Annotated in this window: 21 protein-coding genes and 1 pseudogene; 7 read left to right on the top strand and 15 right to left on the bottom strand. The window is 37.7% G+C overall.

What is annotated here, in order from left to right; genetic code table 11:
* Window positions 1–84 precede the first annotated feature (84 nt).
* Genes PERMA_RS07455 through mnmA form a run of 4 tightly spaced genes read left to right on the top strand, consistent with a single transcriptional unit; the run spans window position 85 to window position 5,193 of the window.
* Window positions 85–1,818, top strand: coding sequence for a GspE/PulE family protein (locus PERMA_RS07455; RefSeq protein ID WP_012676535.1), 1,734 nt, complete (start codon window positions 85–87; stop codon window positions 1,816–1,818).
* Window positions 1,819–1,835: 17 nt separating this feature from the next.
* Window positions 1,836–2,915 (top strand): type IV pilus twitching motility protein PilT, encoded by a 1,080-nt coding sequence (locus PERMA_RS07450; RefSeq protein WP_012675268.1) that lies wholly within the window; start codon window positions 1,836–1,838, stop codon window positions 2,913–2,915.
* A 13-nt stretch (window positions 2,916–2,928) separates the two neighbouring features.
* Entirely contained in the window at window positions 2,929–4,131 is a 1,203-nt protein-coding gene (locus tag PERMA_RS07445) for a type II secretion system F family protein (RefSeq protein ID WP_012676425.1), read from the top strand.
* Window positions 4,132–5,193 carry a tRNA 2-thiouridine(34) synthase MnmA gene (gene mnmA, locus PERMA_RS07440; protein ID WP_015898855.1) on the top strand — a complete coding sequence of 354 codons (1,062 nt, stop codon included), beginning with the start codon at window positions 4,132–4,134 and terminating at the stop codon, window positions 5,191–5,193. It begins immediately after the preceding gene.
* Here mnmA and PERMA_RS10915 read toward each other — a convergent pair whose 3' ends face one another.
* From PERMA_RS10915 to PERMA_RS07435, 3 genes and pseudogenes are all read right to left on the bottom strand, one after another.
* Window positions 5,194–5,325: a hypothetical protein gene (locus PERMA_RS10915; protein WP_012676117.1), complete on the bottom strand. Its 132-nt coding sequence runs from the start codon at window positions 5,323–5,325 to the stop codon at window positions 5,194–5,196.
* A gap of 246 nt (window positions 5,326–5,571) precedes the next feature.
* Window positions 5,572–5,781 (bottom strand): annotated as a pseudogene (locus tag PERMA_RS10980) (HD domain-containing protein); the annotation flags it as partial.
* Between the two features lie 50 nt (window positions 5,782–5,831).
* Window positions 5,832–6,803, bottom strand: a complete 972-nt coding sequence (locus tag PERMA_RS07435; protein ID WP_012675689.1) for a tRNA nucleotidyltransferase/poly(A) polymerase-related protein — start codon at window positions 6,801–6,803, stop codon at window positions 5,832–5,834.
* A 108-nt stretch (window positions 6,804–6,911) separates the two neighbouring features.
* Between PERMA_RS07435 and purH the strand changes: the two genes are divergently transcribed.
* Window positions 6,912–8,459, top strand: a complete 1,548-nt coding sequence (gene purH, locus PERMA_RS07430; protein ID WP_012676755.1) for a bifunctional phosphoribosylaminoimidazolecarboxamide formyltransferase/IMP cyclohydrolase — start codon at window positions 6,912–6,914, stop codon at window positions 8,457–8,459.
* Between the two features lie 237 nt (window positions 8,460–8,696).
* On the opposite strand, the gene PERMA_RS10560 is transcribed toward purH, so the two are convergent.
* The 10 genes from PERMA_RS10560 to purT form a co-directional block, all read right to left on the bottom strand.
* On the bottom strand, window positions 8,697–10,697 hold the full coding sequence (locus PERMA_RS10560) for a HAMP domain-containing sensor histidine kinase (protein WP_012676198.1): 2,001 nt from the start codon (window positions 10,695–10,697) through the stop codon (window positions 8,697–8,699).
* Window positions 10,694–11,038 (bottom strand): response regulator, encoded by a 345-nt coding sequence (locus PERMA_RS07420; RefSeq protein ID WP_012675645.1) that lies wholly within the window; start codon window positions 11,036–11,038, stop codon window positions 10,694–10,696. The genes PERMA_RS10560 and PERMA_RS07420 overlap by 4 nt, the downstream gene beginning before the upstream one ends.
* Entirely contained in the window at window positions 11,035–11,460 is a 426-nt protein-coding gene (locus PERMA_RS07415; protein WP_012676479.1) for a type 2 periplasmic-binding domain-containing protein, read from the bottom strand. The genes PERMA_RS07420 and PERMA_RS07415 overlap by 4 nt, the downstream gene beginning before the upstream one ends.
* 7 nt (window positions 11,461–11,467) lie before the next feature.
* Entirely contained in the window at window positions 11,468–12,469 is a 1,002-nt protein-coding gene (locus tag PERMA_RS07410; protein ID WP_012675555.1) for a hypothetical protein, read from the bottom strand.
* Window positions 12,466–13,530, bottom strand: coding sequence for a response regulator (locus PERMA_RS07405; RefSeq protein WP_012675703.1), 1,065 nt, complete (start codon window positions 13,528–13,530; stop codon window positions 12,466–12,468). Before PERMA_RS07405 ends, PERMA_RS07410 begins: the two co-directional genes overlap by 4 nt.
* Window positions 13,531–13,587: 57 nt before the next feature.
* Entirely contained in the window at window positions 13,588–14,907 is a 1,320-nt protein-coding gene (locus PERMA_RS07400) for a hypothetical protein (RefSeq protein WP_012675294.1), read from the bottom strand.
* Window positions 14,908–14,939: 32 nt separating this feature from the next.
* Window positions 14,940–15,635, bottom strand: a complete 696-nt coding sequence (locus tag PERMA_RS07395) for a hypothetical protein (protein WP_012676420.1) — start codon at window positions 15,633–15,635, stop codon at window positions 14,940–14,942.
* Between the two features lie 156 nt (window positions 15,636–15,791).
* The gene (locus tag PERMA_RS07390) at window positions 15,792–17,120 is read right to left on the bottom strand and encodes a sigma-54-dependent transcriptional regulator (RefSeq protein ID WP_012676258.1); all 1,329 of its coding nucleotides are present in this window, start codon (window positions 17,118–17,120) and stop codon (window positions 15,792–15,794) included.
* Complete coding sequence (locus PERMA_RS07385; protein WP_012675511.1) at window positions 17,114–17,581, bottom strand: hypothetical protein; 468 nt, start codon at window positions 17,579–17,581, stop codon at window positions 17,114–17,116. The genes PERMA_RS07390 and PERMA_RS07385 overlap by 7 nt, the downstream gene beginning before the upstream one ends.
* 8 nt (window positions 17,582–17,589) lie before the next feature.
* Window positions 17,590–18,768, bottom strand: coding sequence for a formate-dependent phosphoribosylglycinamide formyltransferase (gene purT, locus PERMA_RS07380; RefSeq protein WP_015898898.1), 1,179 nt, complete (start codon window positions 18,766–18,768; stop codon window positions 17,590–17,592).
* Between the two features lie 133 nt (window positions 18,769–18,901).
* Between purT and PERMA_RS07375 the strand changes: the two genes are divergently transcribed.
* Complete coding sequence (locus tag PERMA_RS07375) at window positions 18,902–19,345, top strand: TraR/DksA family transcriptional regulator (RefSeq protein WP_012676626.1); 444 nt, start codon at window positions 18,902–18,904, stop codon at window positions 19,343–19,345.
* An 11-nt stretch (window positions 19,346–19,356) separates the two neighbouring features.
* Complete coding sequence (gatA, locus tag PERMA_RS07370) at window positions 19,357–20,814, top strand: Asp-tRNA(Asn)/Glu-tRNA(Gln) amidotransferase subunit GatA (RefSeq protein ID WP_012676927.1); 1,458 nt, start codon at window positions 19,357–19,359, stop codon at window positions 20,812–20,814.
* Here the strand turns inward: gatA and PERMA_RS07365 are convergent.
* Together PERMA_RS07365 and PERMA_RS07360 are read right to left on the bottom strand one after the other, a co-directional pair.
* Window positions 20,792–22,444: a methyl-accepting chemotaxis protein gene (locus PERMA_RS07365; protein WP_012675744.1), complete on the bottom strand. Its 1,653-nt coding sequence runs from the start codon at window positions 22,442–22,444 to the stop codon at window positions 20,792–20,794. The two genes, gatA and PERMA_RS07365, sit on opposite strands and share 23 nt — an antisense overlap.
* Before the next feature lie 58 nt (window positions 22,445–22,502).
* Window positions 22,503–23,726: an ABC transporter permease gene (locus PERMA_RS07360; protein WP_012675466.1), complete on the bottom strand. Its 1,224-nt coding sequence runs from the start codon at window positions 23,724–23,726 to the stop codon at window positions 22,503–22,505.
* Window positions 23,727–23,728 lie beyond the last annotated feature (2 nt).

The following is a 23,728-nucleotide window of genomic DNA, read 5'->3' as shown; positions in this document are numbered from 1 at the left end:
CGAAAATTAATATAGTTAGACTTTTAGATAACTTTTCCTATTATTATATAATAAATTCAGATTAAGATAACTAAAGGTTACGGAATGGAAAATGTAGACTACAAAAGCCGCAGGAAATTAACCTTCCTCAGATTAATGGTTCAAAATGGTCTCGTTCCAGCTGAGGAGGTAAGAGACAATCCTGCACTCAGTGGAAAGGATTTTACGGAAATACTTGACTACCTTGTAGACAGAAAGATAACAGATGAGGTAAAGATAAAGGACTTTTTCGTTAAGTTTCTGAATCTAAAGCCCTACGATCCTGAAGAGCATTACTTAGATAAGAATAATGATGTTGTCAAAACAATATCTTACAAATATATGAAAAAGAAAAAGTTTGTCCCCCTTTTTTACAAGGATGGGACGCTTTCCATAGCAGCATTCAACCCTATTGATAAAGAGATAGTCCAGTATCTCAAATTCTTGGGTATAAAAAATATAGATGTTTATGTTGCAACACTTTCCGAGATAAACAATCTTCTGAACCAGATAGCTCCCGACACATCAGCTGAAGAGCTTATAAGCAGTTTTGGACTTGATGCTGAGGTGGAGGAGGAGATACAGAAAGAGGAAGATATAAATGTCGCCGAGGTTTTAGCTGGGGCTGAAGAGGCTCCTATAGTTAAGGCATCAAGGCTTTTTATAGTGAATGCTGTAAGACAGGGTGCTTCAGATATACATATAGAGCCTTTCGAGAAAGAGCTAAGGGTAAGATACAGAATTGACGGAATACTGAGAACGGTTCAAAAACTTCCATCAACCGTTAAAGAAGCCCTTGTCGCAAGATACAAGATAATGGCCAATCTTGATATAGCTGAAAAAAGGCTTCCCCAGGATGGAAGAATAAGGGTAAAGATAGATAAAAAACCTATAGATCTCAGGGTCTCAATCGTTCCTACAGTTTACGGTGAAAAGGTCGTTATGAGAATTCAGGACGCAGAGTCCTATCTTGGTCTGAAGCTTGAGGATTTAGGTTTTGAACCTGACGATCTAGAAAAGATAAGAAGGGCTATATACAATCCGTGGGGAATGGTTCTTGTTACAGGTCCAACAGGATCTGGTAAAACAACAACACTTTATACAGCTCTTATGGAGAGAAATACAGAGGATGTGAACATATCAACAGCTGAAGATCCTGTTGAGGTATCAATACCGGGGATAAATCAGGTTCAGATAAAAGAACATATAGGTCTGACATTTGCTGAAGCTCTCAGGGCATTTTTAAGACAGGATCCTGATATCATACTTGTTGGTGAGATCAGGGACAGGGAAACAGCTGAGATATCAATAAAAGCTGCACTTACAGGACACCTTGTATTTTCAACACTTCACACAAATGATGCACCATCATCTATAACAAGACTTATTGATATAGGTGTTGAGAGCTTCCTTGTTGGGACAGCTGTAAATCTTATACTTGCCCAGAGATTAATAAGAAAACTATGTAAACACTGCAGAAAGCCTGCAACATACCCACCTGAGTTCTGGAAAGGTCTTGGTTTCTCAGATGAGGATATAAAAAATGGTGAGTTTTACACACATAACCCAAATGGCTGTGAAAAATGTAACAGAACAGGGTATAAGGGAAGAACAGCTGTTCATGAGATACTTGAGGTTGATGATGAGATAAGAAAGGCTATTCTCTCAGGGGCAAATGCGGCACAGCTAAGAGAGCTTGCTATAAAAAAAGGTATGAGAACACTATACAAAAATGCCCTGCTGAAAGTAAAAAGAGGTATTACAGATATAGCAGAGGTGGAAAGGGTTTTAATGAAATAAAAATATAGAGGGAGATCATGGAAAGAGAACTTTCTTTAACAATTGATGAGATAGCAAGAAAATCACTTGAGATGGATGCAACGGATATACATATTACAGCTGGAGCACCTCCAACACTCAGGATAGACGGTAAGATCACATACCTTTCAGACTATCCTGTTCTATACCCGAGGGACACACAGAAACTTATATACTCAATAATGAATGAAAAACAGAAGAGAACATTTGAGGACAAAAATGAGGTTGATTTCTCAATAGGTATAAAGGGTATAGGAAGATTCAGGGTTAACGTTTTCAGACAGAGGGGAAGTGTTGCAGCAGCCTTAAGAAGGATTCCTTACGAGATAAAACCTATGGAAGAGCTTGGACTTATACCTTCTGTTAAAGAGCTTTGTAGAAAAAGTATGGGACTTGTTCTTGTTACAGGTCCAACAGGATCTGGTAAAACAACAACACTTGCATCTATGATTGATTATATAAATGCAAACTTCCAGTACCACATAATAACCATTGAAGATCCCATTGAGTATCTTTTCCCTCATAAAAAATCACTTGTTGCACAGAGGGAGGTTGGTAACGATACAGGTGGTTTCGCTATAGCACTGAAGTATGCATTAAGGGAAGACCCGGATGTTATACTTGTTGGTGAGATGAGGGACCTTGAGACTATAAAGGCAGCACTCACAGCAGCAGAAACAGGACACCTTGTTTTTGCAACACTTCACACAAACACAGCTATACAGACTATAAACCGTATAATAAACGTATTCCCTGAACATGAACAGGATCAGATAAGAACAGAGCTCAGTTTTGTTCTTCAGGGGGTTATATCACAGAGATTACTTCCAAGGATAGGTGGCGGAAGGGTTCTCATACATGAGGTTCTCATCCCGACAACAGGTATAAGAAACCTTATAAGAGAAAATAAGATACACCAGATCTATGGTCTTATGCAGTCAGGACAGGTTGGAACAGGTATGCAGACGATGAACCAGTCTATTATGAGAGCTATAAGGGAGGGACTGATTACACCTGAAGACGGTCTTAAGATATCACCTGAACCTCAGGAGCTTGAAAGATTACTAAAACTAAAGTAAGCAGGGGGAAGAGATGCCTAAGTTTATTTATACTGCAAGGGATAAATACGGAGTCCTAAAAAAGGATACCATATACGCCTCAGATGTAGGTGCTGCGGAAACTGAGCTTACAAAACAGGGATACCAGATAATAAGGATAGAACTTGCTCCCAAAAAAGAGATCAGTATAGATATATTCAAACCAAAGGTTAAAGAGAAAGATCTTGCAATATTTACAAGACAGCTTGGAGCGATGATATCCGCAGGTGTTGGTATTGCGGAGGCTCTGGAGATACTGTCAGAACAGATTCCAAACAAAACCCTCGCAGATGCTTTAAAATCAGTAAAAGAAGACGTTATGGCGGGTATGTCACTTGCAAAGGCTATGGAGAAACACCCCAAAGCATTTCCAGAATTTCTGGTTAATCTGACAGCAGCAGCAGAAGAGTCAGGTAATCTTGATGTTATTCTTAAAAGGGCAACTGTATATTATGAGAAGATAGCAGCTATTAAAAGAAAGCTGATAAGTGCTTCATGGTATCCTGCAATGGTTGTTGTTATCGCAACGGTTATAGTTCTTGGAATTCTCACTTTTATTGTCCCAACATTCGCCCAGCTTTATAAGGGTATGGGTTCTGAGCTTCCATTTCTCACACAGTTTCTTATTGATGCAAGTAACTTTGTTAAGGCAAACATCCTTTATATATTTGCAGGAATATTTGGTCTTTTCATCCTGAACGGGTATATATACAAAACAAGAGCTGGTAAAGAGTTCTGGCATAGGGTATTCCTAAATCTTCCCCTTTTAGGTGAGATATTTAGAAAAGGTGCTGTTGCAAAATTCTCAAGGACACTCTCAACACTTGTTAGCGGTGGTGTTCCGATAATAAGAGCCCTTGAGATAGCATCAACAGTTGCAGGGAATGTTGTTATAGAAAAGTCCATTAACAAAACAAAAGATGAGGTTGAAAAGGGTAAACAGATATACCAGTCACTTGATCCAAAACTATTCCCGCCTATATTTATCGCGATGGTAAGGGTCGGTGAGAACACAGGAAGACTTGATGAGATGCTTGATACGATAGCTGACTTCTTTGAGGACGAGGTTGACAGGGCTGTTGAAGGTCTCCTTTCAACTATAGAGCCTCTGCTCATGGTTTTCATAGGTGGAATTGTTGGGGTTATACTTGTAGGCCTTTACCTGCCAATATTCAAGCTTGGGGAGTTGATGAAATAAATGAGAGTAGCTGTCGGTATGAGCGGAGGAGTGGACTCCTCTGTTGCAGCACTCCTCCTTAAGGAAAAAGGATACGATGTTATAGGTGTTACTCTGAAATTAAGCAGTATAGTCTGTTCAAATGATATACAGGTATGCTGTTCTCCACAGGACATAAAAGATGCAAAAAGGGTAGCTTCATATCTTGGGATTGAGCATTACGTCATAGACTGGGAGGATATATTCAGAGAGAAGGTTATAAACTACTTTGTTGAGGAGTACAAGAAAGGAAAAACCCCTAACCCTTGTTCCGTATGTAACAGGGAGGTAAAAACAGGAAGGCTCGCAAAGTTTGTAAATATCGTTCTTGGTGCAGATAAGTTCGCAACAGGACATTACATAAAAATTGAGGATCACCCGGTTTATGGTAAGGTTATAAAAAGAGGATCAGATATTAAAAAGGATCAGTCTTACTTTATGGCACTTTTAGAAAGGGATGTTCTTGATCTTCTTATCTTCCCACTTTCAGACCTGACAAAGGAGGAGGTAAGGAAGATAGCTGAGGATTACAAAATACCTGTTTCACAGAAAAAGGAGAGTTTTGAGATCTGCTTTACAGCCGGGAAAACACCTGCTGAGTATCTTCTTGAAAACAATCTTCTGGCATTTGAGTCTGGAGATATTGTACATATTGATGGAAAAACGGTAGGAAAGCATAAAGGTCTGCCTTTTTACACGGTAGGACAGAGAAGAGGTCTTGGTGTTAGATGGAGAGAGCCTTTATATGTTATAGAAAAAGATGCTGAAAGAAATACAGTTGTTGTTGGTGAAAGGGAAAAACTTCTAACAGATCATGTAAGCTCAGAAGATTTTAACTTCCTTGTTCCCGTGGAAAAATGGAAAAAGGAAGGTCTGTCTGTTCAGGGAAGATACAGACAGAAAGCTGTAAAAATAAAGGATGTAAGTATAGAAGGTAACAGACTGACAGCCTACTTTGAAAAACCTGAGGAGAGATTCGCAAAAGGACAGGTTTTAGCCGTTTATGACGGTGATATACTCCTTGGCGGTGGTATTATAGTTTAATCATCCGGCTAACTCCTTTATAAACTCAACAGCCTGCTGTTTTGTTCTTATCTTCCCTTCTATCTGGGCTTTCAGGAGTTTATCTTTTATATAGCCAACCTTTGGGGAAGGTTCTATAGATAGTATCTCCATTATCTCTTTCCCTGATAGAAGGGGAGTTTCAACAATACTCTTCAGGTAGATATCAAAGTAGTAACTCTGTAGATATATGATAAACTCCCTTATCTTTTCAAGGAAATGATCATCCTCAGAAGTTCCGTAAGCATCGGATATAGTAAGGATAAAAAGATGAACAGCATTCTCTTTGTTTTCGTACCAGAAAAAGTTTATATCACTGTCTGTGATATCCCTATTTCTGTAGAGGTAGTAAAGTCTGAAAACTGAGAGGTGATTTTTTATAAGTTCTGATACAAAGTTTGTTGCCTTATTCCCAAGTGAAAGCTCCTCTGATATACTTCTTTTGAAGATCTCAGCTCCCTTTATATCGTGATCTATATATTTTCTGTCCTTCTTTTTTACATAAGCCTTTCCTATATCATGGAAGAATGCTGTAAGTTTTAAAAGGGTTATATCTGTAAAATCGTTCAGAAACTCTTTTTTCCCAAGATTTTGAAGAAGTCTTTTATCTATCGTTGATCTTAAAATCTCTTTTTTTTTAAGAACTGCTCCATATACTCAACTGTTTTAAGGGAGTGATTTAAAAGATCGTACTTGTGGAAATCACCTGTTTTTCTTATTTTTATCATACTTTCAATTTCTGGGATGATCTGCTGAAGAAGACCTGCTTTTATAAGTCTGTCAACTGTATCAGCTGATCTTTCTTTATCAAATATCTTAAGTATCTCATCCCTCAATCTCTCAGATGGTGCATTCTTTACAAGGGAAGCATTTTTCTTTACCCATCTCTCAAAATCACTGTCTATCTCAAAATCTATCTCCTGTGCTATTCTGTAACCTCTAAGTATCCTTACAGGATCTTTCTCTATATTCTCATAGGATACAGGTCTTACTATTCCCGCCTGAAGATCCTCAAGTCCACCTGATGGATCAAAAAGTACCGTCTGTGAAGCTCCGAGTCCTATAGTATCATCAAAGACTACAGCCATCGCATTTATGGTAAAATCCCTTGTCATAAGATCCTGTTCTATCCTTTTTATTATCTCCCTTTCCTTGTCGTAAAAATCAAGGTCGGGATTTTCCATTATGTCAGATATATCAAAGTACGAGAAATCAAATCTGTACCTGTGATCACCTTCATAAAAGATTATGGTTGCAACATCCTTTTCCTTTTCAAAACGGAATATATCACCTTTTCCCAGTATCTTTTTAAATCTTTTTACTATCTCAAATGGATCTGTTGTGACGAGAAAGTCTATATCAATCTTTTTTGATAGAGGTCTGTTCAGAAGTCTGTCCCTTATCCACCCACCAACGATAAGGCATACTGTGTCCTTTGAGAGGGCTTTTGATAGATGATCAAAGTAAGAGTTATAAAAAAGAAGACCGTGAACATACTTGGTCTTTATATCAATATCGATCTTTTCCCTCTCTTCCTTAGGGAGCTTCTGTCTGTGCAGTATCTTCTCAAGAAGTTTCTCAATCCCAAGCATATACAACTCCGTAAAACTGTGTATTAAAGAATTTTACCACAAGGATTTTTATGAATCTCTCTACAGTAGTATAATTTTTACTCAGAAATAATCAATGTGAGGTAAAGAATGGGAAGAAAAGCTTTGATCTCCGTTTCTGACAAGACAGGGGTTGTTGAGTTTGCGAAAGAACTTGAGAAACTCGGATTTCAGATCATATCATCATCAGGAACAGCAAGGGTTTTAAAGGAGAATGGGATAGATGTTACAGAGGTTTCAGATATAACAGGCTTTCCTGAGATAATGGGTGGAAGGGTAAAAACCCTTCATCCAAAGATACACGGCGGTCTTCTTGCTGTAAGGGACAACCCTGAGTATATGAAACAGCTTGAAGAGCAGGGAATAGAACCTATAGATATTGTTGCTATAAACCTATACCCTTTTGAACAGACAGTTAGGAAAGGGGCTGATCTTGATGAGATCATAGAGAATATTGATATAGGCGGTCCTGCCATGGTAAGGGCATCAGCCAAAAATCATAAATTTGTTACTATAATAGTTGATCCTGAGGATTACGGTTCTGTTATATCAGAACTTAAAGAAAAAGGAGAAACATCTTTAGAAACAAGAAGGAAACTTGCACTTAAAGCTTTCAGACATACAGCATTTTATGACAGTGTTATATCTTCCGTTTTAAATGAGAAGTTCGGTATAGATGAGAAATTCCCAGAGGAGTTTTCTGTACCATTCAGAAAGAAGGATACTCTCAGATATGGTGAAAATCCCCATCAGGAAGCTGCCGTTTACATATCCCCAGTTGAGTACAAAGGTCTTTCAGTGGCTGAAAGCGAAGTTTTACACGGTAAAGAGATGTCTTACAACAACTTTCTTGATGTTGAGGCGGCTGTAAATCTTGTTAAGGAGTTTGATGAGACAGCCTGTGTTATAGTTAAACACAACAATCCATGTGGTGTTGCTATATCCCATACACCTGAAAAAGCTTACAGAGAGGCTCTATCAAGGGACCCTAAATCTGCATTTGGCGGTATCGTTGCTTTCAACAGATCTGTTGATATTGATACAGCAAAGGCTCTGACAGAGATATTCCTTGAGGTTATTGTTGCTCCGGACTTTGATAAGGATGCATTTGATTATCTCACAGAGAAGAAGAAAAATTTAAGGCTTGTTAAGATAAAGAACTTTGATAAAAAAGCTGAAGGTCCTGATTACAGAAGGATATCAGGTGGAATACTTGTTCAGGACAGGGATACACAGCTTTATAATGAGCTGAAAGTTGTAACGGATAGAGAACCTACAGATAAGGAGATGGAAGATCTTTTATTCGCATGGAAGGTTGTTAAACATGTCAAATCAAACTCTGTTGTAATTGCAAAAAATAAAGCAACAGTTGGGATAGGACCGGGGCAGACATCAAGGGTTGACAGCTTAGAGACAGCTGTTAAAAAAGCTGAAGAGTTTAATCTTGATACGGAAGGATCAGTTTTAGCCTCCGAGGCGTTCTTCCCATTTAGAGACAGTGTTGATCAGGCTGCAAAGTATGGGATAAAGGCTATCATACAGCCAGGTGGATCTATAAGGGATAATGAGGTTATCCAGGCAGCCAATGAACACGGGATAGCTATGGTATTCACAGGAATGAGACATTTTAAACATTAAATATATCTTTTTGGGGTGGAGGGAAATTTTCATCTACATTAGGATTAATAGCTTTTGTTGTTTTTTTATTATTTTCAATGATAGGTTTTTTTCTTATATCTTATGGAGGAAGTAATAATGACTCTTGAACAGTATTTAGTATTTTTAATCTTTGGAGTTTCCATATTTGCCCTTTCTCTTTATGCGTTTGTTGTTTGGAGTGAGAAAAGAGCTAGAAAGACAAAAAAGGGATAAAAACTAAAGTGGAATATAAAACTCAAACTTTGCCCCTTTTCCCTCTCCTTCACTGTATGCGTAAATCTCACCTCCCAAAAGTTCAATATATTTCTTAGATATGGCAAGGCCCAAGCCTGTTCCTTTGTACTTTTTCTGTAAAGGATTTTCAAGCTGTGTAAAGTCCTTAAAGAGTTTATCTATATTTTCCCTTGATATCCCTATACCTGTATCTATAACAGAGAAGTATATCTTTCCGTTATCTTTTCTTACATCTATCTTTATGTAGCCTTCCTCCGTAAATTTAACAGCGTTTGAGAGCAGGTTAAGTAAAACCTGTTTTAAAAGTCTGTAATCTGTGTTTATAACTGTGTCTGTGTTCTCAGGAAGTATCAGCTTCAGTCCTTTTTCCTGAATGAGAGGCTGAACCATAGCGGAGATCTCATCTATAAGCTTTTTAACAGGAAAAGATCTTTTGTTTACCTTTACAGCTCCAGCCTCAATCTTTGCGAAATCAAGGATATCATTTATCATGTCAAGGAGGTGTCTCCCTGCAAGCTCTATACTTCTGGCTGCCTTTATATTTTCCTCGTCCGTCTCCGCCATCTGGAGATACTGTGCAAAACCTATGATACTGTTTAAAGGTGTTCTGAGTTCGTGGGACATATTTGATATGAAAGCTGATTTTGCCCTTGATGCTGACTGGGCTTTGTGTAAAAGCTCAAGCCTTTCTATATAAAGATTTATCATTCTGCCTATGGATTTTAAGAACTGTTCCTCTTCTACAGTTATATCCCTTTTCAGATCAAAATGTATAAAACCTTTTACAGATTCTGTATCAACAGGAATACTTATCCCACCTGGTTTCTTGTCTTTTGTAAACTCAACCTTTTCAACATTAAGGAAGCTCTCAAGTTCCTGTGTGACAATATCTATAACCTCCATCTCTGAGTTTGCTGATGTTATCCTGTTTATTATCTCTATCAGTTTTGTAAAAAGTCTTAGTCTCTCTCTGTTTTCCTGCTTTATCTTCTCAAGTGCTGACTGGATCTCTGAAAGCATATTGTTAAAAGCCTTTGCGAGGATACCTATCTCGTCTTCAGACCTTATATCAACCCTTTTAGAGTAATCCTTCGTTCTTGAGATATAATCTGCCGTTTCTGTAAGGAGTTTTACAGGTTTTACAAGTCTTGTTGCCACAACTGAGGAAAGTATAAGAATGATAGCCATACCGCAGAGGGCAACCCCTATAAAGATAGTTTCCATTGATTTCAAAGGTGAGAATATAGACTCCTTATTCAGCTGGAGAAGTATAAACCAGTCTCTCAGATAGAGATCATCTATCTTTTTATAGATTGTAAGGAAATTTCCAAACTCAAAATAACCTTCATCTTTTAAATTTTTTGGTACAGGTATCTCACTACCTATAAAAAGTCTGTTCTTTCTGTTGTAAATACTGTTAATACTGTTTCTTGTTGAAAATGTGTACTGACTGAAATAGTCTGGATACAAAAGGAGTACCAGATAGCCTATCTTCTGGTTTTGAAATGATGAATAAACAGGAACAGAAAGCTTTATAACATCTTTATCCAAAAGTCTGAAATGGTGAAGATCTGAAAAATAGTTCTCAAGATATTTAGAATTAATTGTTTTACCTAAAAGGGATTTTTCTGTTGAAGATATTATTACCCCTTTTATATTTGATACGAATAAAACCCCTTTCACATCTTTATTTTCCTTTATGCTGAAAAGAAATTTCTGGATTCTTTTATCTATATCATCAACAAGTATATCGTTCAGTATCTGGTTTTCAGACCAGAATGAAAGCTCTGTATGAAGATTGTGAAAATCCCTAAGGATAGTTTTTTTCAGAAATGTTATCTGACTGTACTGCTGATCAATTATATTATCTATAAGATGTTCCTCACCTTTTTTAAAAACAAGAAATATTGAGGCTATAAAAGGGATAAGACTTGCCACAAGAAATGATAAAACTATCCTGTATTTTATACTCCTTAATCTCATCCTATCACTTCCGAGACCGTCTGTATAAGCCTGTTAACATCAACAGGCTTTGGTATAAATCCATCAGCTTCAATGGATTCCAGATCATCAAGTGCTGAGAATATTATGATCGGTATATTTTCCGTTTTACTGTTTTCTTTCAATCTTTCCATAACTTCCCAGCCGTCAACCTCAGGCATCATCATATCAAGTATGATAAGGTCAGGATTTTGCTCAAAGGCAAGTGCAAGACCCTTTTCTCCACTCTCTGCCTCAATAACTGTGTACCCTTTTTTCTGTAAGATCATCTTTATAAGAAGCCTATTTTGATGATTATCATCAATTATCAGTATCTTCTTCATCTTTCCCTGATTATGTAAATTATTTTAAGTCCTTTATCAACATTTTCTAATCTTACGTATCCTATAGCCCCTTTCACTTTCTTTACAAACCTTATCACAGCTTTTTCCGAAGAAAGAACAAGAGGGGGCTCTATACCGTGGAAGTACATCTCATTCCAGTATAAGTTAAGCTGTTCATCATCCATCTCAAGAATCTTTTCCTGAAATATCTGCCTTAGACTGGAATTCGGTGGGAGATTTACAGGTACAACCTTCTGACCTTTCAGGAATATCTTTATCTTCAGGTATATTTTTTTGAGATCTTCCTTTGATACTCTGTCTATACGAGTATTTTTACCTGTTATAACAGCAATATCCCCGGAAAAAGAGGCATAAAAAAACAAACATATAGATAAGATCACTCCCAAAAAGCTTTTTTTCATCTAATCCTTAAAAAAGCACAGCAAAAGATGCTAAAAATCTATTATCCCTTTTTTCAAAAAACTGGTACTCTCCTTTTATTGATATATTAAAAAGAGGTTTATAATTCCAGCCAAAAGTCCATACGTTCAGATATCCTTTGTCTGATCTATCCTTAAAGTACTCATTCCTGACAACGAGATAGTTTTTTGAGAAAACTCTGTAAACAGTCTGGATATAGTATGACTCTTTATCTATCCTTCCGCTGTAGTCCGCATGGTGTTCCTCATTTTCGTGGGCTATATAACCTTCTCCCATCAGGTAAAATCTTTTTATATTCAGATATCCGAAGATCCCCAGGAAGATAGATGTCTCCTTAAACTGAGTATCATAATATCTACCACCATTTATACCAAAATACCTGTTTATACCAAAGAACTTTTTAAACTGGAATCCTATAAAATCGTTTGTCCTTACGTTGTTGTAAGCATCATCAATATTTTTTGTTTTCTGGATAAAGAAGTGATACTCGGTTGTATCGTCTATAACAGGAAGAAAACCGTATATGTCCAGACCTGTTGAGAACCTCGGGTAAAACCATTCAGCCGTTACTGGATCGGATGTTGTCCATTTTAATGCATTTATATGAACCTGGTTCCATATCCCGAGTGGTGTTATGAACCTTCCTATTCTGGTTTTGAAAGACTCATTAAATGCATACTCAAGGTAAAATCTTTCAGTGTGAAGTTTCAGATTAAACTCACTCTCACTTCCTTTTCTCTTCACATACCAGTTCTTTGCCTCAAGCTCTCCAAATATCTTGAGTTTGCCCTGTCTGTAAAATCCAAGAACAGCTATATCGTCTATCTTGTACTCATAGTATCCATTTTCCCTGTGTTCGTACTGAAAAGAGGTATACCCGCCGAGATAAAACCTGTTATCAACAGACAGACCCCTTCCAAATCTGTAAGTCACGTCTGATGCATAAGTAAAACCTATCAGTAAGATAAAAAATAAAAGTATCTTTCTCATGATACCGCTCTAACAGTTTCATATATCTCTTCAAAAGTTCTGTGGTACTTCCTGAATATATTTAAAACCTCCGGATCAAAATGTTCCGGTTTTGTTCTGTTGTCCCCATTAAGTATAACCTCAGTTGCCTGCTGATGAGTGAGCGGGGGTTTGTATATCCTTTCAGATCTTAAAGCATCATATATATCAGCCAGAGCAACAATCCTTGCTGAGAGAGGGATACTCTCTCCTTTCAGCCTGAAGGGATATCCTTCACCATTCCATTTTTCGTGGTGGTATTTTGCTATCTTCTCCGCCATCTGTAAGACCGATATATGTGATCCCTTAAGTATATCAGCACCTATTATTGTATGTTTTTTCATTATCTCAAACTCTTCCTGTGTAAGACTGCCGTTTTTCTGGAGTATCTTTTCAGGAATACCGACCTTACCTATATCATGCATCTGTGAGGCATGGTATATATTTTCTGAAAACTCGGATCCAAGGCCAAGCCTTACAGCAACCTCCTTGGAAAAGTATCCTATTCTTTTAAGATGATCTCCTGTCTCCCTGTCTTTGTATTCTGCTATCTTTGTAAGTCTGTAAAGCGAGTCTATGTAGGCTCTCTTTACCTCAGATATCTTTTTTTTGAGCTCATTTTCAAGGTATAGGTTGTAATTCTTGAGTGTATCATTGTAGTACTTTAGTTTTAAACTATTTTTTAACCTGAGCTTTAACTCATGTATGTTTATAGGTTTTGTAAAAAAGTCATCTGCTCCAAGCTCTATACCTTTTATTCTTGACTCTGTATCCTCTGCAGCTGTGAGTATTATCACAGGTATATATTTTGTTTTCTCGTTGTTCTTAAGCACTTCTAAAGCTGAAAATCCATCAAGTTTCGGCATCATCAGATCCATCAATATTATGTCTATATCCTTTTCATTAGCTTCCTTTACAGCCTCAGCTCCATTCTTACACTCAACAACATCAAAGCCCCATTTTTTACAGAAAAATCTGAGTAACATTCTGTTTTGAGGATCATCATCAACTATGAGAATGGTAGCCTTTCTCTCCTCTATCATGACCTTCTTCCTCTTTCTTTTTTGGACATAAAAGAGGGGGATATTCCCCCTCAGAAATTAATAGGAAGTCCCGCAGTCGTCAGATGTTTCAAACTCAACAGCCGTTATTGGTGCTGATCCATCATAGTTATACACATCGTCAGATGTTTTGAGCTCAATACAAAGGTTGTCAGCTAAATTATTGAGACAGTCTGTTCCATAGTAGTAGACATCATTTATCTCACACTTTATATTTGTGTCTACAGAGACCGTAATCTCTGTTCCGTTCCAGTCAAAAACAAAAGTTCCGTTTGTAAGATCTATATTCTTTGTTTTTCCATATATCTCAAAACGGTAGCTGTCAGATGAGTGATCTTCGTATCCTTCATCCTCCATCTCAAACTTGACTGCTGAGATATCTGTTGCTGTTGATATATCATCATTAGTTTTAAGCTCTATATAAGCTCCATCAGTAAGATGTGATAAACAGTCAGCTCCCTTATAGTAAGTATCGTTTATCTCACAGACAGTAGTATCTGTTACAGAAACGTTGTAATCTGTACCGTTATATGTGAATACGAATGTTCCTGTTGTTGTGTCTATGTTTGAAACAGTTCCTTTCATCTCGTACTTATAACCATCACTGTCATCTTCATCAATATGATCTGGATATCCGTCACCATCGCTGTCATCAAGGTAGTTTGGAAGACCGTCTTTGTCATCATCCTCATAAACATCCGGTATACCGTTGCTGTTTGAGTCTTCATGTCCATCTATATAGCCATCACCATCCTTATCCTCTATACCGTCAAAAATGCCGTCACCATCCTCATCATAGTCTGGATTCACAGATCCACCTGCATTTATATTTTCAATACCGTCTGGGTAATGGTCATTATCGTTATCATCAAGCTGTGAATCTTTTGTCAGGCTCACTGAACCTGTTATATTGACAGATGCTGTATCCGGAATCCCATCCCCATCACTGTCGCTTAATGAGATATTAACAGATCCATCTCCATTGATCTTGATAGCATTTCCGTTACTGTCTTTCACTATAAGCTTTGGTTTCTTGCTGATATCAAATAGTATAAACGCGTAATCAAGACCTTCTTTCAGTTTAAGATTGAAGTTACCGTTGTTATCAATATCATCTGCCGTATAAACGAGCTTTCCGTTATCAATAGCAACAGCTGCTATGAACGAGAGATTTACATTCCCTATGTCAATACCAGTTGTAGAAAGACTGCCTGTAGAGGAAGCTGATGTTACAGTTCCTGTAACTGTAGCGTAAGGCGAATCAGATGCAACATCTCCAGCTCCTCCACAGGCAAAGAGCAGAGCAGAGAGGGAAAGGCTACCGCCTAATATAGCTTTTTTCTTAAATTCTTTTCTCATGACTAATCCTCCTTGTAAGATATTTATTTAATTCAGTCATCATCCTGATCATCAGGTATACCATCATTGTCATCATCATCATCAATAGGATCAGGTAACATATCGTTATCTGTATCCTCAGAGCCGTCTATATAGCTGTTGTTATTTTTGTCCTCTATGCCGTCAAAAATGCCGTCACCATCCCTGTCGTAATCAGGATTTCCATCACCATCGTTATCATCCTCAGCAAAATCTGGGATCTCATCCCCATCTGTATCATCAAAAGCATCGTCCCAGTCAAAAACTGTGTTCTGATCATGTTCAAGATTTACAACTGTGATCGTTCCATCTGGATTGAGCTTTATTATGATCTTTACGTAGGTATCTCCCCTGATAATAAGAACGTTCTTTGTGCTCTGCTTCACATAAAGTACAGGGTTATAATTGCTGTCAAATATTACAAAACTGTACTTCAGATCCTTTTTCAGATTTAGCTTAAAAGTTCCATCCGGGTTTATAACTGAAGATGTATAAACAAGTTTCCCATTTTCCATTGAGAAAGCCGAAACATACTGAAGATCCTTACCGTCCACCTGATAACCGGCTGCTGTCAGATTCTGCTGCGTTATCTCTCCATTCACAGTAGACGCATACGGGTTTATGTAAGGATCGTTACTCTCTCCTCCACCACAAGCAAAAAGTAGAACCGAACTTAAAAGCAGTCCTTTTGATAAAAACTTTTTACCCATCTCTTCCTCCTTCGGTTAATATATAAGCAAACAGTGTGCCAAAAATTAAAATTACCTTATTTTTCAATAATTTATAGATTAGACCTGGGATTTTCACAACTGAAGAAGCCGGTTTTTTTGTGCTGAATTGATACAGGTGTGTATCAATTAGATACACTAACCCTCTATTCCATACCTTTTAATCATCCTGTATATCTGGGCTCTTGTAATACCTGCTATCTTTGAAGCTTTTGATATATTGAAGTCGGTTTTCTCAAGGAGATTTTTAAGATAACTCTCCTCAAACTCCTTTTTAGCTTCCTTAAAAGGTTTAAGCTCCTGCGACAATATGTATCTTTTTGATACAGTTACTGGAATGTCCGTTATCTCCTCACCTTCTGTTGTTAAAACAGCTCTTTCTATAATGTTCTCAAGCTCTCTCACATTCCCCTTGTAATCGTAATTTAAGAGCTTCTCCCTCGCCTTTTCAGAAAGCCTTTTTTTAGGAATACCGTATCTGGAGCAGAACTTATTTATAAAGTACTGTGCAAGGGGGATTATATCCTCTTTTCTCTCCCTGAGAGGGGGTATATGTATAGGGATAACATTTATCCTGTAGTACAGATCTTCCCTGAATTTTCCTTCCTCAACCATCTTTTTGAGATCTCTGTTTGTTGCTGCTATAAATCTTACATCTATCTTTTTAGGTCTGTTGCTACCGATGGGCTTTATCTCATTTTCCTGCAGAACTCTTAAGAGTTTTACCTGAAGATCAAGTGGAAGCTCTCCTATCTCATCTAAGAATAATGTACCACCTTCAGCCTCCTCAATAAGACCTTTTTTGTCAGTATTTGCCCCTGTGAAAGCTCCTTTTTTATAACCGAAAAGCTCGCTCTCAAGTAGTTCAGAAGGTATAGCTCCACAGTTTATGGCTATGAAAGGTCTTTCTTTTCTCAGGCTGTTTTTGTGGATAAAGTTTGCTATCATCTCCTTTCCTGTTCCGCTTTCACCTGTTATTAGAACTGTTGTATCAAATGGAGCTATCTTTTTCGCCGTCTCAAGTACCTGTTTCATCTGGGGGCTTTCTGCAATGATGTCTGTGGAAAGAAGTGATTTAAGTTCGTTCAGCTCTTTTTTTAGGTCTGATACCTCTAAAGCCTGATCTATTATTATCTTTAGCTCTTCAAAATTTATAGGTTTCGTAATATAGTGAAATGCTCCCTTTTTCATTGCGAGAACAGCATCTTCAAGACTCCCATAGGCTGTCATAAGGATCACAGGGGTTTTTATATCCCTCTCTTTCAGTCTGTCTATAAACTCAAGTCCGGAAAGTTCAGGCATAAGCTGATCAACAAGGATAAGATCAAAATGTTCATCTTTGATTCTGTTTAAAGCTTCAACAGGTGATGACTCGGTGAATATGGTGTACCCGTAATTTTTCAGTTTTAATTTCATCAGGTTAAGGATATCTCTATCATCATCAACTATAAGTATCCTCTTTACCATGTCAGAACTATCTCATCCTCTGTAATATCCACCTGTAATTTATTAAATAAAGGAGCTTTTTTTAAAAAATCAATAAAGAACTGTTCTATCTGGTTTTCAGGTACGAACTTTCCCTGGAAGATAACCTTGTTTTTTATCGGCTCAACAATAAGGGCAGGATTTTTATTCAGGATTTTGATTATACTCATAACAAGCTCAACTATTTTTGGATCACCGTTCACGGTAATATCCTCAATGGTTACCTTTTTCTTTTTTGGTATATAATCTCCCTTTTCCAGTCTCTCAAGTAATGTGAAACAGTCAAAGAAAAGTTTTATCAACTTTGTGTTATTCAGGATTATGTCAGATATCAGTTTTATCTCATCATGTGAAAGACCTTCAGGATCCTGTAATAACTGTGCTGATGCCTCCATTTTAAAAATAAAAGAGTTCAGGTCATGTTTGTATTTTCCAAGCTCCATAAAATCACCTAAATTACCACCTTTATATTCTGTGCTGCCTCTTTAGCTTTTTTTCTTGCCTCTTCTACACTGCTTCCTGTTGCTAGAGCCACACCCATTCTTCTTTTCGGTCTTGTTGTAGGTTTCCCAAATATTCTTATCTTTGTGTCAGGGATAGACAGGGCTTTTTCTACCCCCTCATAAACGGGAGCAACACCCCAGTCTGACGCATGGAAACAGTAAGAAGCTGATGGGGATAAAAGTTTTATATCTATTGGAAGTCCAAGTATAGCTCTCAGATGTATCTCAAACTCAGACATATTCTGCGAAACAAGTGTTACCATTCCCGTATCATGTGGGCGGGGCGAGATCTCATTAAACCATACCTGATCTCCTTTAACAAAAAGCTCACAGCCAAAGATACCATATCCTCCAAGTGCATCCGTTATCTTTGTTGCTATCTCTTTAGCTCTCTCAAGTGCTGTCTCAGACATAGGCTGGGGCTGCCAGCTCTCATGGTAATCACCTTCAACCTGGATATGACCTATAGGCTCACAGAAGAGCGTTCCCTGATTTTTTGTTCTGACGGTAAGCAGTGTTATCTCAAAATCAAAATCTATAAACTCCTCTATTATTACCTCTCCACCTTTTCCCCTTGCATTTTCCTGTGCGTAATACCACGCCTTATCTATCTGATCCTTTTCTCTCACTATACTCTGTCCCTTACCTGAAGAGCTCATAACAGGCTTTACAACAGCCGGAAGGCCTATCTCCTGTATAGCCTTTCTGTAAGTGTCTATATCAGAGGCAAACCTGTAGGCTGAGGTTTTAAGTCCGACCTCTTCAGCAGCAAGCCTTCTTATGCCTATTCTGTTCATAGTGTATTTCACAGCTTTTGCTGACGGAACTACCGTAAAACCTTCCTTCTCAAGCTCAAGCAGAACATCTGTATCTATAGCCTCTATCTCGGGAACTATGAAATCAGGCTTTTCCCTGTATACTATATTTCTTATCTGGTCAGGATTTTTCATGTCTATAACGTAGTATTTCTGGGCAACCTGTTGTGCAGGCGCAAACTGGTAGCTGTCAACAGCTATAACTTCAATACCAAGTCTGAGTGCCTCAATCACAAACTCCTTCCCAAGCTCACCGCTACCTAAAAGAAGCATCTTTGTACTGTTGTAAGATAAAGGTGTACCTATCTTCATATCTTTACCTCTTTGGAAAATTATCCCTAAAAAGATTATATCAGAGAAAATTTGAAGGTACGACTTACACTGTGATATTATTTAAACCGTATATAAAAGCACAGTTTGTGTTTCTCCCGGAGGTTTTTCAGTTATGAATAGGGAAAAGATGGAAAAGTTTAGAAAGATACTTCTTGAGAAGAAAAAGCAGATACTTGACAGGTATTTCAAACAGGAAGAGACGATGAAAAAACTCACAGATGAAGGTCTGACAATCCCTGAAGATCTTGAAGATTATGCAAGAATAGATTATACAGAAACGGTACTTGGTGAGCTTGAAGATATAGAGATAGAGATAATCAGAAAGATAGACGAATCTCTCCAGATGATGAGAGAAGGAAGATACGGTATATGTGAGGTTTGTGGTAAAGAGATAGAAGAGGACAGACTTGAAGCTGTCCCATGGACTACACTCTGTAAAGAGCATGCTGAGGAAGCAGAAAAAAATCTTGATCTAACGGATAGAAGATACTCTGAGTATTTTGACAGGATAACACCTAAAGAACCTCCTTCATCGCCTGAAGAACATGAACTTTAAGAGGTAAGGGAATGGAACTCTGGAAAAGATCCATAAAAGAGCTTAAAGAACTGATTGAAAAGAAAGAGGTAAAACCTTCAGAGGTAATAGAGAGTTTTGCACAGAGAACCAAAGATGTTGAGGTTAAGATAAAAAGCTATGTTACAGATCTCACAGAACAGGCTGTTGAAAGGGCAAAACAGCTTGATGAAAAGATCTCAGATCTTTCTGAAATACCTGAACTTTTTGGCATACCGATAGCCATCAAGGATAATATATCAACAGAAGGTATAAGAACCACATGCTCATCAAAGATTCTTGAGAACTACGTGCCACCATTTGACGCTACTGTTATCAAGAGATTAAAGGATAAAGAGTATGTAATTACTGGTAAAACAAACCTTGATGAGTTCGCTATGGGCTCATCAACGGAAAACTCTGCATTTTTCGTAACAAGAAATCCATGGGATTTAGATAGAGTGCCGGGAGGGTCATCGGGAGGTTCAGCAGCAGCAGTGTCGGCGGGGCTGGCTCCTGCCGCACTTGGATCTGATACAGGTGGATCTATAAGACAGCCTGCCGCTTTCTGTGGTGTGATAGGTCTGAAACCTACCTACGGCAGAGTATCAAGATACGGGCTTGTTGCCTTCGCCTCTTCGCTTGATCAGATAGGAACATTTACCAGGACTGTTGAGGATACAGCGATACTCCTAAATATTATCTCAGGTAAAGATCCTAAGGACTCAACATCTGCAGACAGGGAAGTTCCTGATTTTACAAAGTTTTTAGATAAAGACATAAAAGGGATAAAGATAGGTATCCCTGAAGAATTTTTTGTTGAAGGACTTGATTCACAGATAAAAGAGCTTGTTATGGAGTCTGCAAAGCTTCTTGAGAAGGAAGGAGCTGAGCTTGTAAGTATATCAATGCCTACAACAAAGTATGCTATAGAAGCATACTACATAATAGCTCCCTCTGAGGCTTCCTCAAACCTTGCAAGATATGATGGCGTAAGATATGGCTTTAGAGCTTCAGACTACAGCGATCTTGAAGAGATGTACTCAAAAACGAGGGATGAAGGATTTGGGGCTGAGGTAAAAAGAAGGATAATGCTCGGAACATACTCTCTGTCTTCAGGTTATTATGATGCTTACTACCTGAAGGCACAGAAGGTAAGAACACTGATATACCAGGACTTTATGAAGGCATTTGAAAGTGTAGATATCATACTGACACCAACAACACCTGACGTTGCATTCAGGATAGGTGAAAAGGTTGATGATCCGCTCCAGATGTATCTGTCAGATATATTCACAGTTTCTGTTAATATGGCAGGTGTACCAGGTATGAGTATACCTTGCGGATTTAAGGATGGTCTGCCTGTAGGTATGCAGCTTATAGGAAAACCTTTTGATGAAGGAACTATAATACAGGTGGCAGACAGATTTACAAAGTTAAAGGATTTTTCTAAGGACTTTCCTCAGCTTTAAACTTCTCAACCTCATGTTTTACCCTGTCTGCTATCTGTGAAAGATGTTGCATATGATCTGCAACATCCTTGTTTTTACTTGTGTTCTGCTCTGAGATTTTAGTTATATTCTCAATACTCTTTCTCATATTTATGATAGCCTCTGTCTGCTTCTGTATAGCTGATGCTATCTCATCCATAAGCTGTGCCATCTCGTTGTATGTAACAGACATCTCTTTGTAGCCTGAATGTGTTTTCTCAAGTATCTCAGATGTTGCATTTATCGTTGTAAGTATCTGGTTTACCATTATCTGTATATCCTTTGCAAGATTTGATGTATCCTCGGCAAGCTTTCTTACCTCATCAGCAACAACAGCAAAACCTTTTCCATGTTCCCCTGCCCTTGCAGCTTCTATCGCAGCATTTAAGGCTAAAAGATTTGTCTGGTCTGCTATTGATATGATACTTCTTGTAACAGAATGTATATTTTTCCCTGCTTCAGTCAGATTCTTCATAGCATTTTCCATCTCTGTAAGATCTTTCTCTCCTGCAAGTATGTCAGACTGAACCTGTCTGCTCATATCCTGTGCATTTTCTGTGTTTACAGATATCTTTTTGATACTTTCAGATATATGATCTATAGAGCTGTTTATATCTCTTATATTTATATTCTGTGTCTCCATATTCTCTGAGACGGATCTTATCTCGTCAGCTAATATCTTAAGTCTGTCAAGTATCTGGTTGAAACCTTTTATCGTTATTGAGAGGGTTCTTGATAGGGCATCTATACTTTTGTTTATATTATCCTTTAGAGATTTAAACTCCCCTTCCATATCCTTTGTTATTCTAACAGTCAGGTCTGCAGAGGCGAGTCCATCCATAACCTTTTTTATCTCACTGAAGTTCTGGTGTAGCTCTTCCATAAATCTGTTAAACTCTCTAACAGTATCACCTGCTTCATCCTTAAGATCTGTATCAATTCTTGAGGAAAAATCACCATGAATAGCCTTTTTCATCACTTTTTTAAGCTTTTCAAAAAGATTTACATACTTACCGACAAAAAGTGACATATAAATTCCTGAGAGAATAAGAACTACAACTGAGGCAATTAAAAGCAAGATTACAGTCTTTACAGCCATTATCTTTGATTCCGTTATATCAAGCTCTATACTAACAGCACCAAGAACATCACCCTCATTAACATTGTGACAGTTAAGACAGTTAATACTTCCATTTGAGCTTGCTATATAGGGAATTGTTATCCTGAAAAGCGTTCCTTCAGAAGAATCTATTATTTTTTTCTGGATCTTCCCTGTCTGTATAGCTTTTATATCAAGCTCATCCCTTGGCTTTTCCGAGTTTTTACCATTCCCAAACTGCCTGTTAACAGCGTCCCCTCTAACAACCCACAGATTACTTATCTCCTTTATACTCTCAACCTGTTTTAAAAAATGATCTCTCTGATCAATCGTTCCCGTTACCATCTGTGCCGTAAGACCATCTCTTACAAGTTCAGCAACTATTCTGCTCGTATTCTCAGCTGTTTTAAGACCGTATTTTCTGAAAGACAATGTTGATATCACAGCAATAAACAGTACAAGAACAATCAGTGTGATGGATAGCTTTATGATAAATTTTTTCCTTAAGGACAACTCATCCCCTCAAAGTTATTAGTCTATAAATAGATTTTCGGCTGATAGAAACAAATATTTATGTTCTTCTCAATGCAGAAACAGGATTTATACTTGACGCTTTAAATGCGGGATACATCCCCGCAGATATACCTATTATGATTGATGAGAAAAATGTGAATATAAGATAATGGTAGATAATAGTGTAAGGTATATTTATCAGGACTGATATGACGAAGGATACGGAAATTCCTGAAAGAACACCAAGAACAGACCCTGTAAAGGATATAAATCCAGATTCCGTTAAAAACTGGAATATTATGTCTTTTCTTGTAGCACCAACAGCCCTTCTTATGCCTATCTCCTCAATTCTCTCATTTACAATAAGTATCATTATGGAGAGAATACCTATACCACCTATCACAAAAGATATGACAGCAGAAATAGAGCCTAAAATAGTAAATATCCTTATAGCCTCATTCTGCATACGGAGGATATCATCAGCTGTTAAGACTGTAAAATCATTTCTCTCACCTGGTTTTATATGGTGGAGTTTCCTCAGAAGCGAGATAAGCTGGGACTTTACAAAAGGTATGTTCTCCTGCCTGTCAACCTCAATATATATCGTGTTTATATAATCCACATTTGCAAGTCTTCTCATAGCTGTTTTTAAAGGAGTATAAATAAGCAGATCCTGATCAACACCTGCAAGATCTACACCTTTCTCTTCAAGAACGCCTATAACCTTACAGGGAACCCTGAATATCAGTATATTTTTTCCTACAGGGTCTTCATTTCCAAAGAATTTTTCCGCTATCTTGCTACCTAAGACAACAACCTTTGCTGCAGATTTTTCCTCATTCCGGTTAAAGAATCTTCCCCTTTTTACAGTTAGATTTCTGTATTTCAGATACTCTATTTTTGTTCCGACTATTGTTGTGAAAACTGTTATCCCTTTATTTCTGACAGGATAATCTATCATATAGGCAGGTATCGCTTTTTTTATATAAGGAATCTGATGTTTTATTATCTGGACCTCTCTTAGCTTAAGTGTTGTTGATGTTGTGATTGCTCTCTGTCTTCCTCTTCTTACAAAAACCTTACCTGACTTTACAATCACAGGATTTTTACCAAATTTCTCAATCTCCCTTCTGTTTTTTTCCTTCATCCCTTCAGAAACGGAAATCATAGTTATCAGTGCGAAAGCACCAAAGGCTATTCCAAGAACAGACAGGGCTGATCTGAGTTTGTGCTCCCTGAATATTCTTAAGATAACCTTTATACCGTTGATAAACTTTCTCAACA

This window comes from Persephonella marina EX-H1 (assembly GCF_000021565.1).
Lineage (GTDB): Bacteria > Aquificota > Aquificia > Aquificales > Hydrogenothermaceae > Persephonella > Persephonella marina.
This window is presented reverse-complemented; position numbering and strand designations above follow the sequence as displayed.

Excerpts from the sequence above, each read along its gene's own strand:
- PERMA_RS07455 (WP_012676535.1), top strand. The coding sequence starts at position 85 with ATGGAAAATGTAGACTACAAAAGCCGCAGGAAATTAACCTTCCTCAGA.
- PERMA_RS07450 (WP_012675268.1), top strand. The coding sequence starts at position 1,836 with ATGGAAAGAGAACTTTCTTTAACAATTGATGAGATAGCAAGAAAATCA.
- PERMA_RS07445 (WP_012676425.1), top strand. The coding sequence starts at position 2,929 with ATGCCTAAGTTTATTTATACTGCAAGGGATAAATACGGAGTCCTAAAA.
- mnmA (WP_015898855.1), top strand. The coding sequence starts at position 4,132 with ATGAGAGTAGCTGTCGGTATGAGCGGAGGAGTGGACTCCTCTGTTGCA.
- PERMA_RS10915 (WP_012676117.1), bottom strand. The coding sequence starts at position 5,325 with ATGGAGATACTATCTATAGAACCTTCCCCAAAGGTTGGCTATATAAAA.
- PERMA_RS07435 (WP_012675689.1), bottom strand. The coding sequence starts at position 6,803 with ATGCTTGGGATTGAGAAACTTCTTGAGAAGATACTGCACAGACAGAAG.
- purH (WP_012676755.1), top strand. The coding sequence starts at position 6,912 with ATGGGAAGAAAAGCTTTGATCTCCGTTTCTGACAAGACAGGGGTTGTT.
- PERMA_RS10560 (WP_012676198.1), bottom strand. The coding sequence starts at position 10,697 with ATGAGATTAAGGAGTATAAAATACAGGATAGTTTTATCATTTCTTGTG.
- PERMA_RS07420 (WP_012675645.1), bottom strand. The coding sequence starts at position 11,038 with ATGAAGAAGATACTGATAATTGATGATAATCATCAAAATAGGCTTCTT.
- PERMA_RS07415 (WP_012676479.1), bottom strand. The coding sequence starts at position 11,460 with ATGAAAAAAAGCTTTTTGGGAGTGATCTTATCTATATGTTTGTTTTTT.
- PERMA_RS07410 (WP_012675555.1), bottom strand. The coding sequence starts at position 12,469 with ATGAGAAAGATACTTTTATTTTTTATCTTACTGATAGGTTTTACTTAT.
- PERMA_RS07405 (WP_012675703.1), bottom strand. The coding sequence starts at position 13,530 with ATGATAGAGGAGAGAAAGGCTACCATTCTCATAGTTGATGATGATCCT.
- PERMA_RS07400 (WP_012675294.1), bottom strand. The coding sequence starts at position 14,907 with ATGAGAAAAGAATTTAAGAAAAAAGCTATATTAGGCGGTAGCCTTTCC.
- PERMA_RS07395 (WP_012676420.1), bottom strand. The coding sequence starts at position 15,635 with ATGGGTAAAAAGTTTTTATCAAAAGGACTGCTTTTAAGTTCGGTTCTA.
- PERMA_RS07390 (WP_012676258.1), bottom strand. The coding sequence starts at position 17,120 with ATGGTAAAGAGGATACTTATAGTTGATGATGATAGAGATATCCTTAAC.
- PERMA_RS07385 (WP_012675511.1), bottom strand. The coding sequence starts at position 17,581 with ATGGAGCTTGGAAAATACAAACATGACCTGAACTCTTTTATTTTTAAA.
- purT (WP_015898898.1), bottom strand. The coding sequence starts at position 18,768 with ATGAAGATAGGTACACCTTTATCTTACAACAGTACAAAGATGCTTCTT.
- PERMA_RS07375 (WP_012676626.1), top strand. The coding sequence starts at position 18,902 with ATGAATAGGGAAAAGATGGAAAAGTTTAGAAAGATACTTCTTGAGAAG.
- gatA (WP_012676927.1), top strand. The coding sequence starts at position 19,357 with ATGGAACTCTGGAAAAGATCCATAAAAGAGCTTAAAGAACTGATTGAA.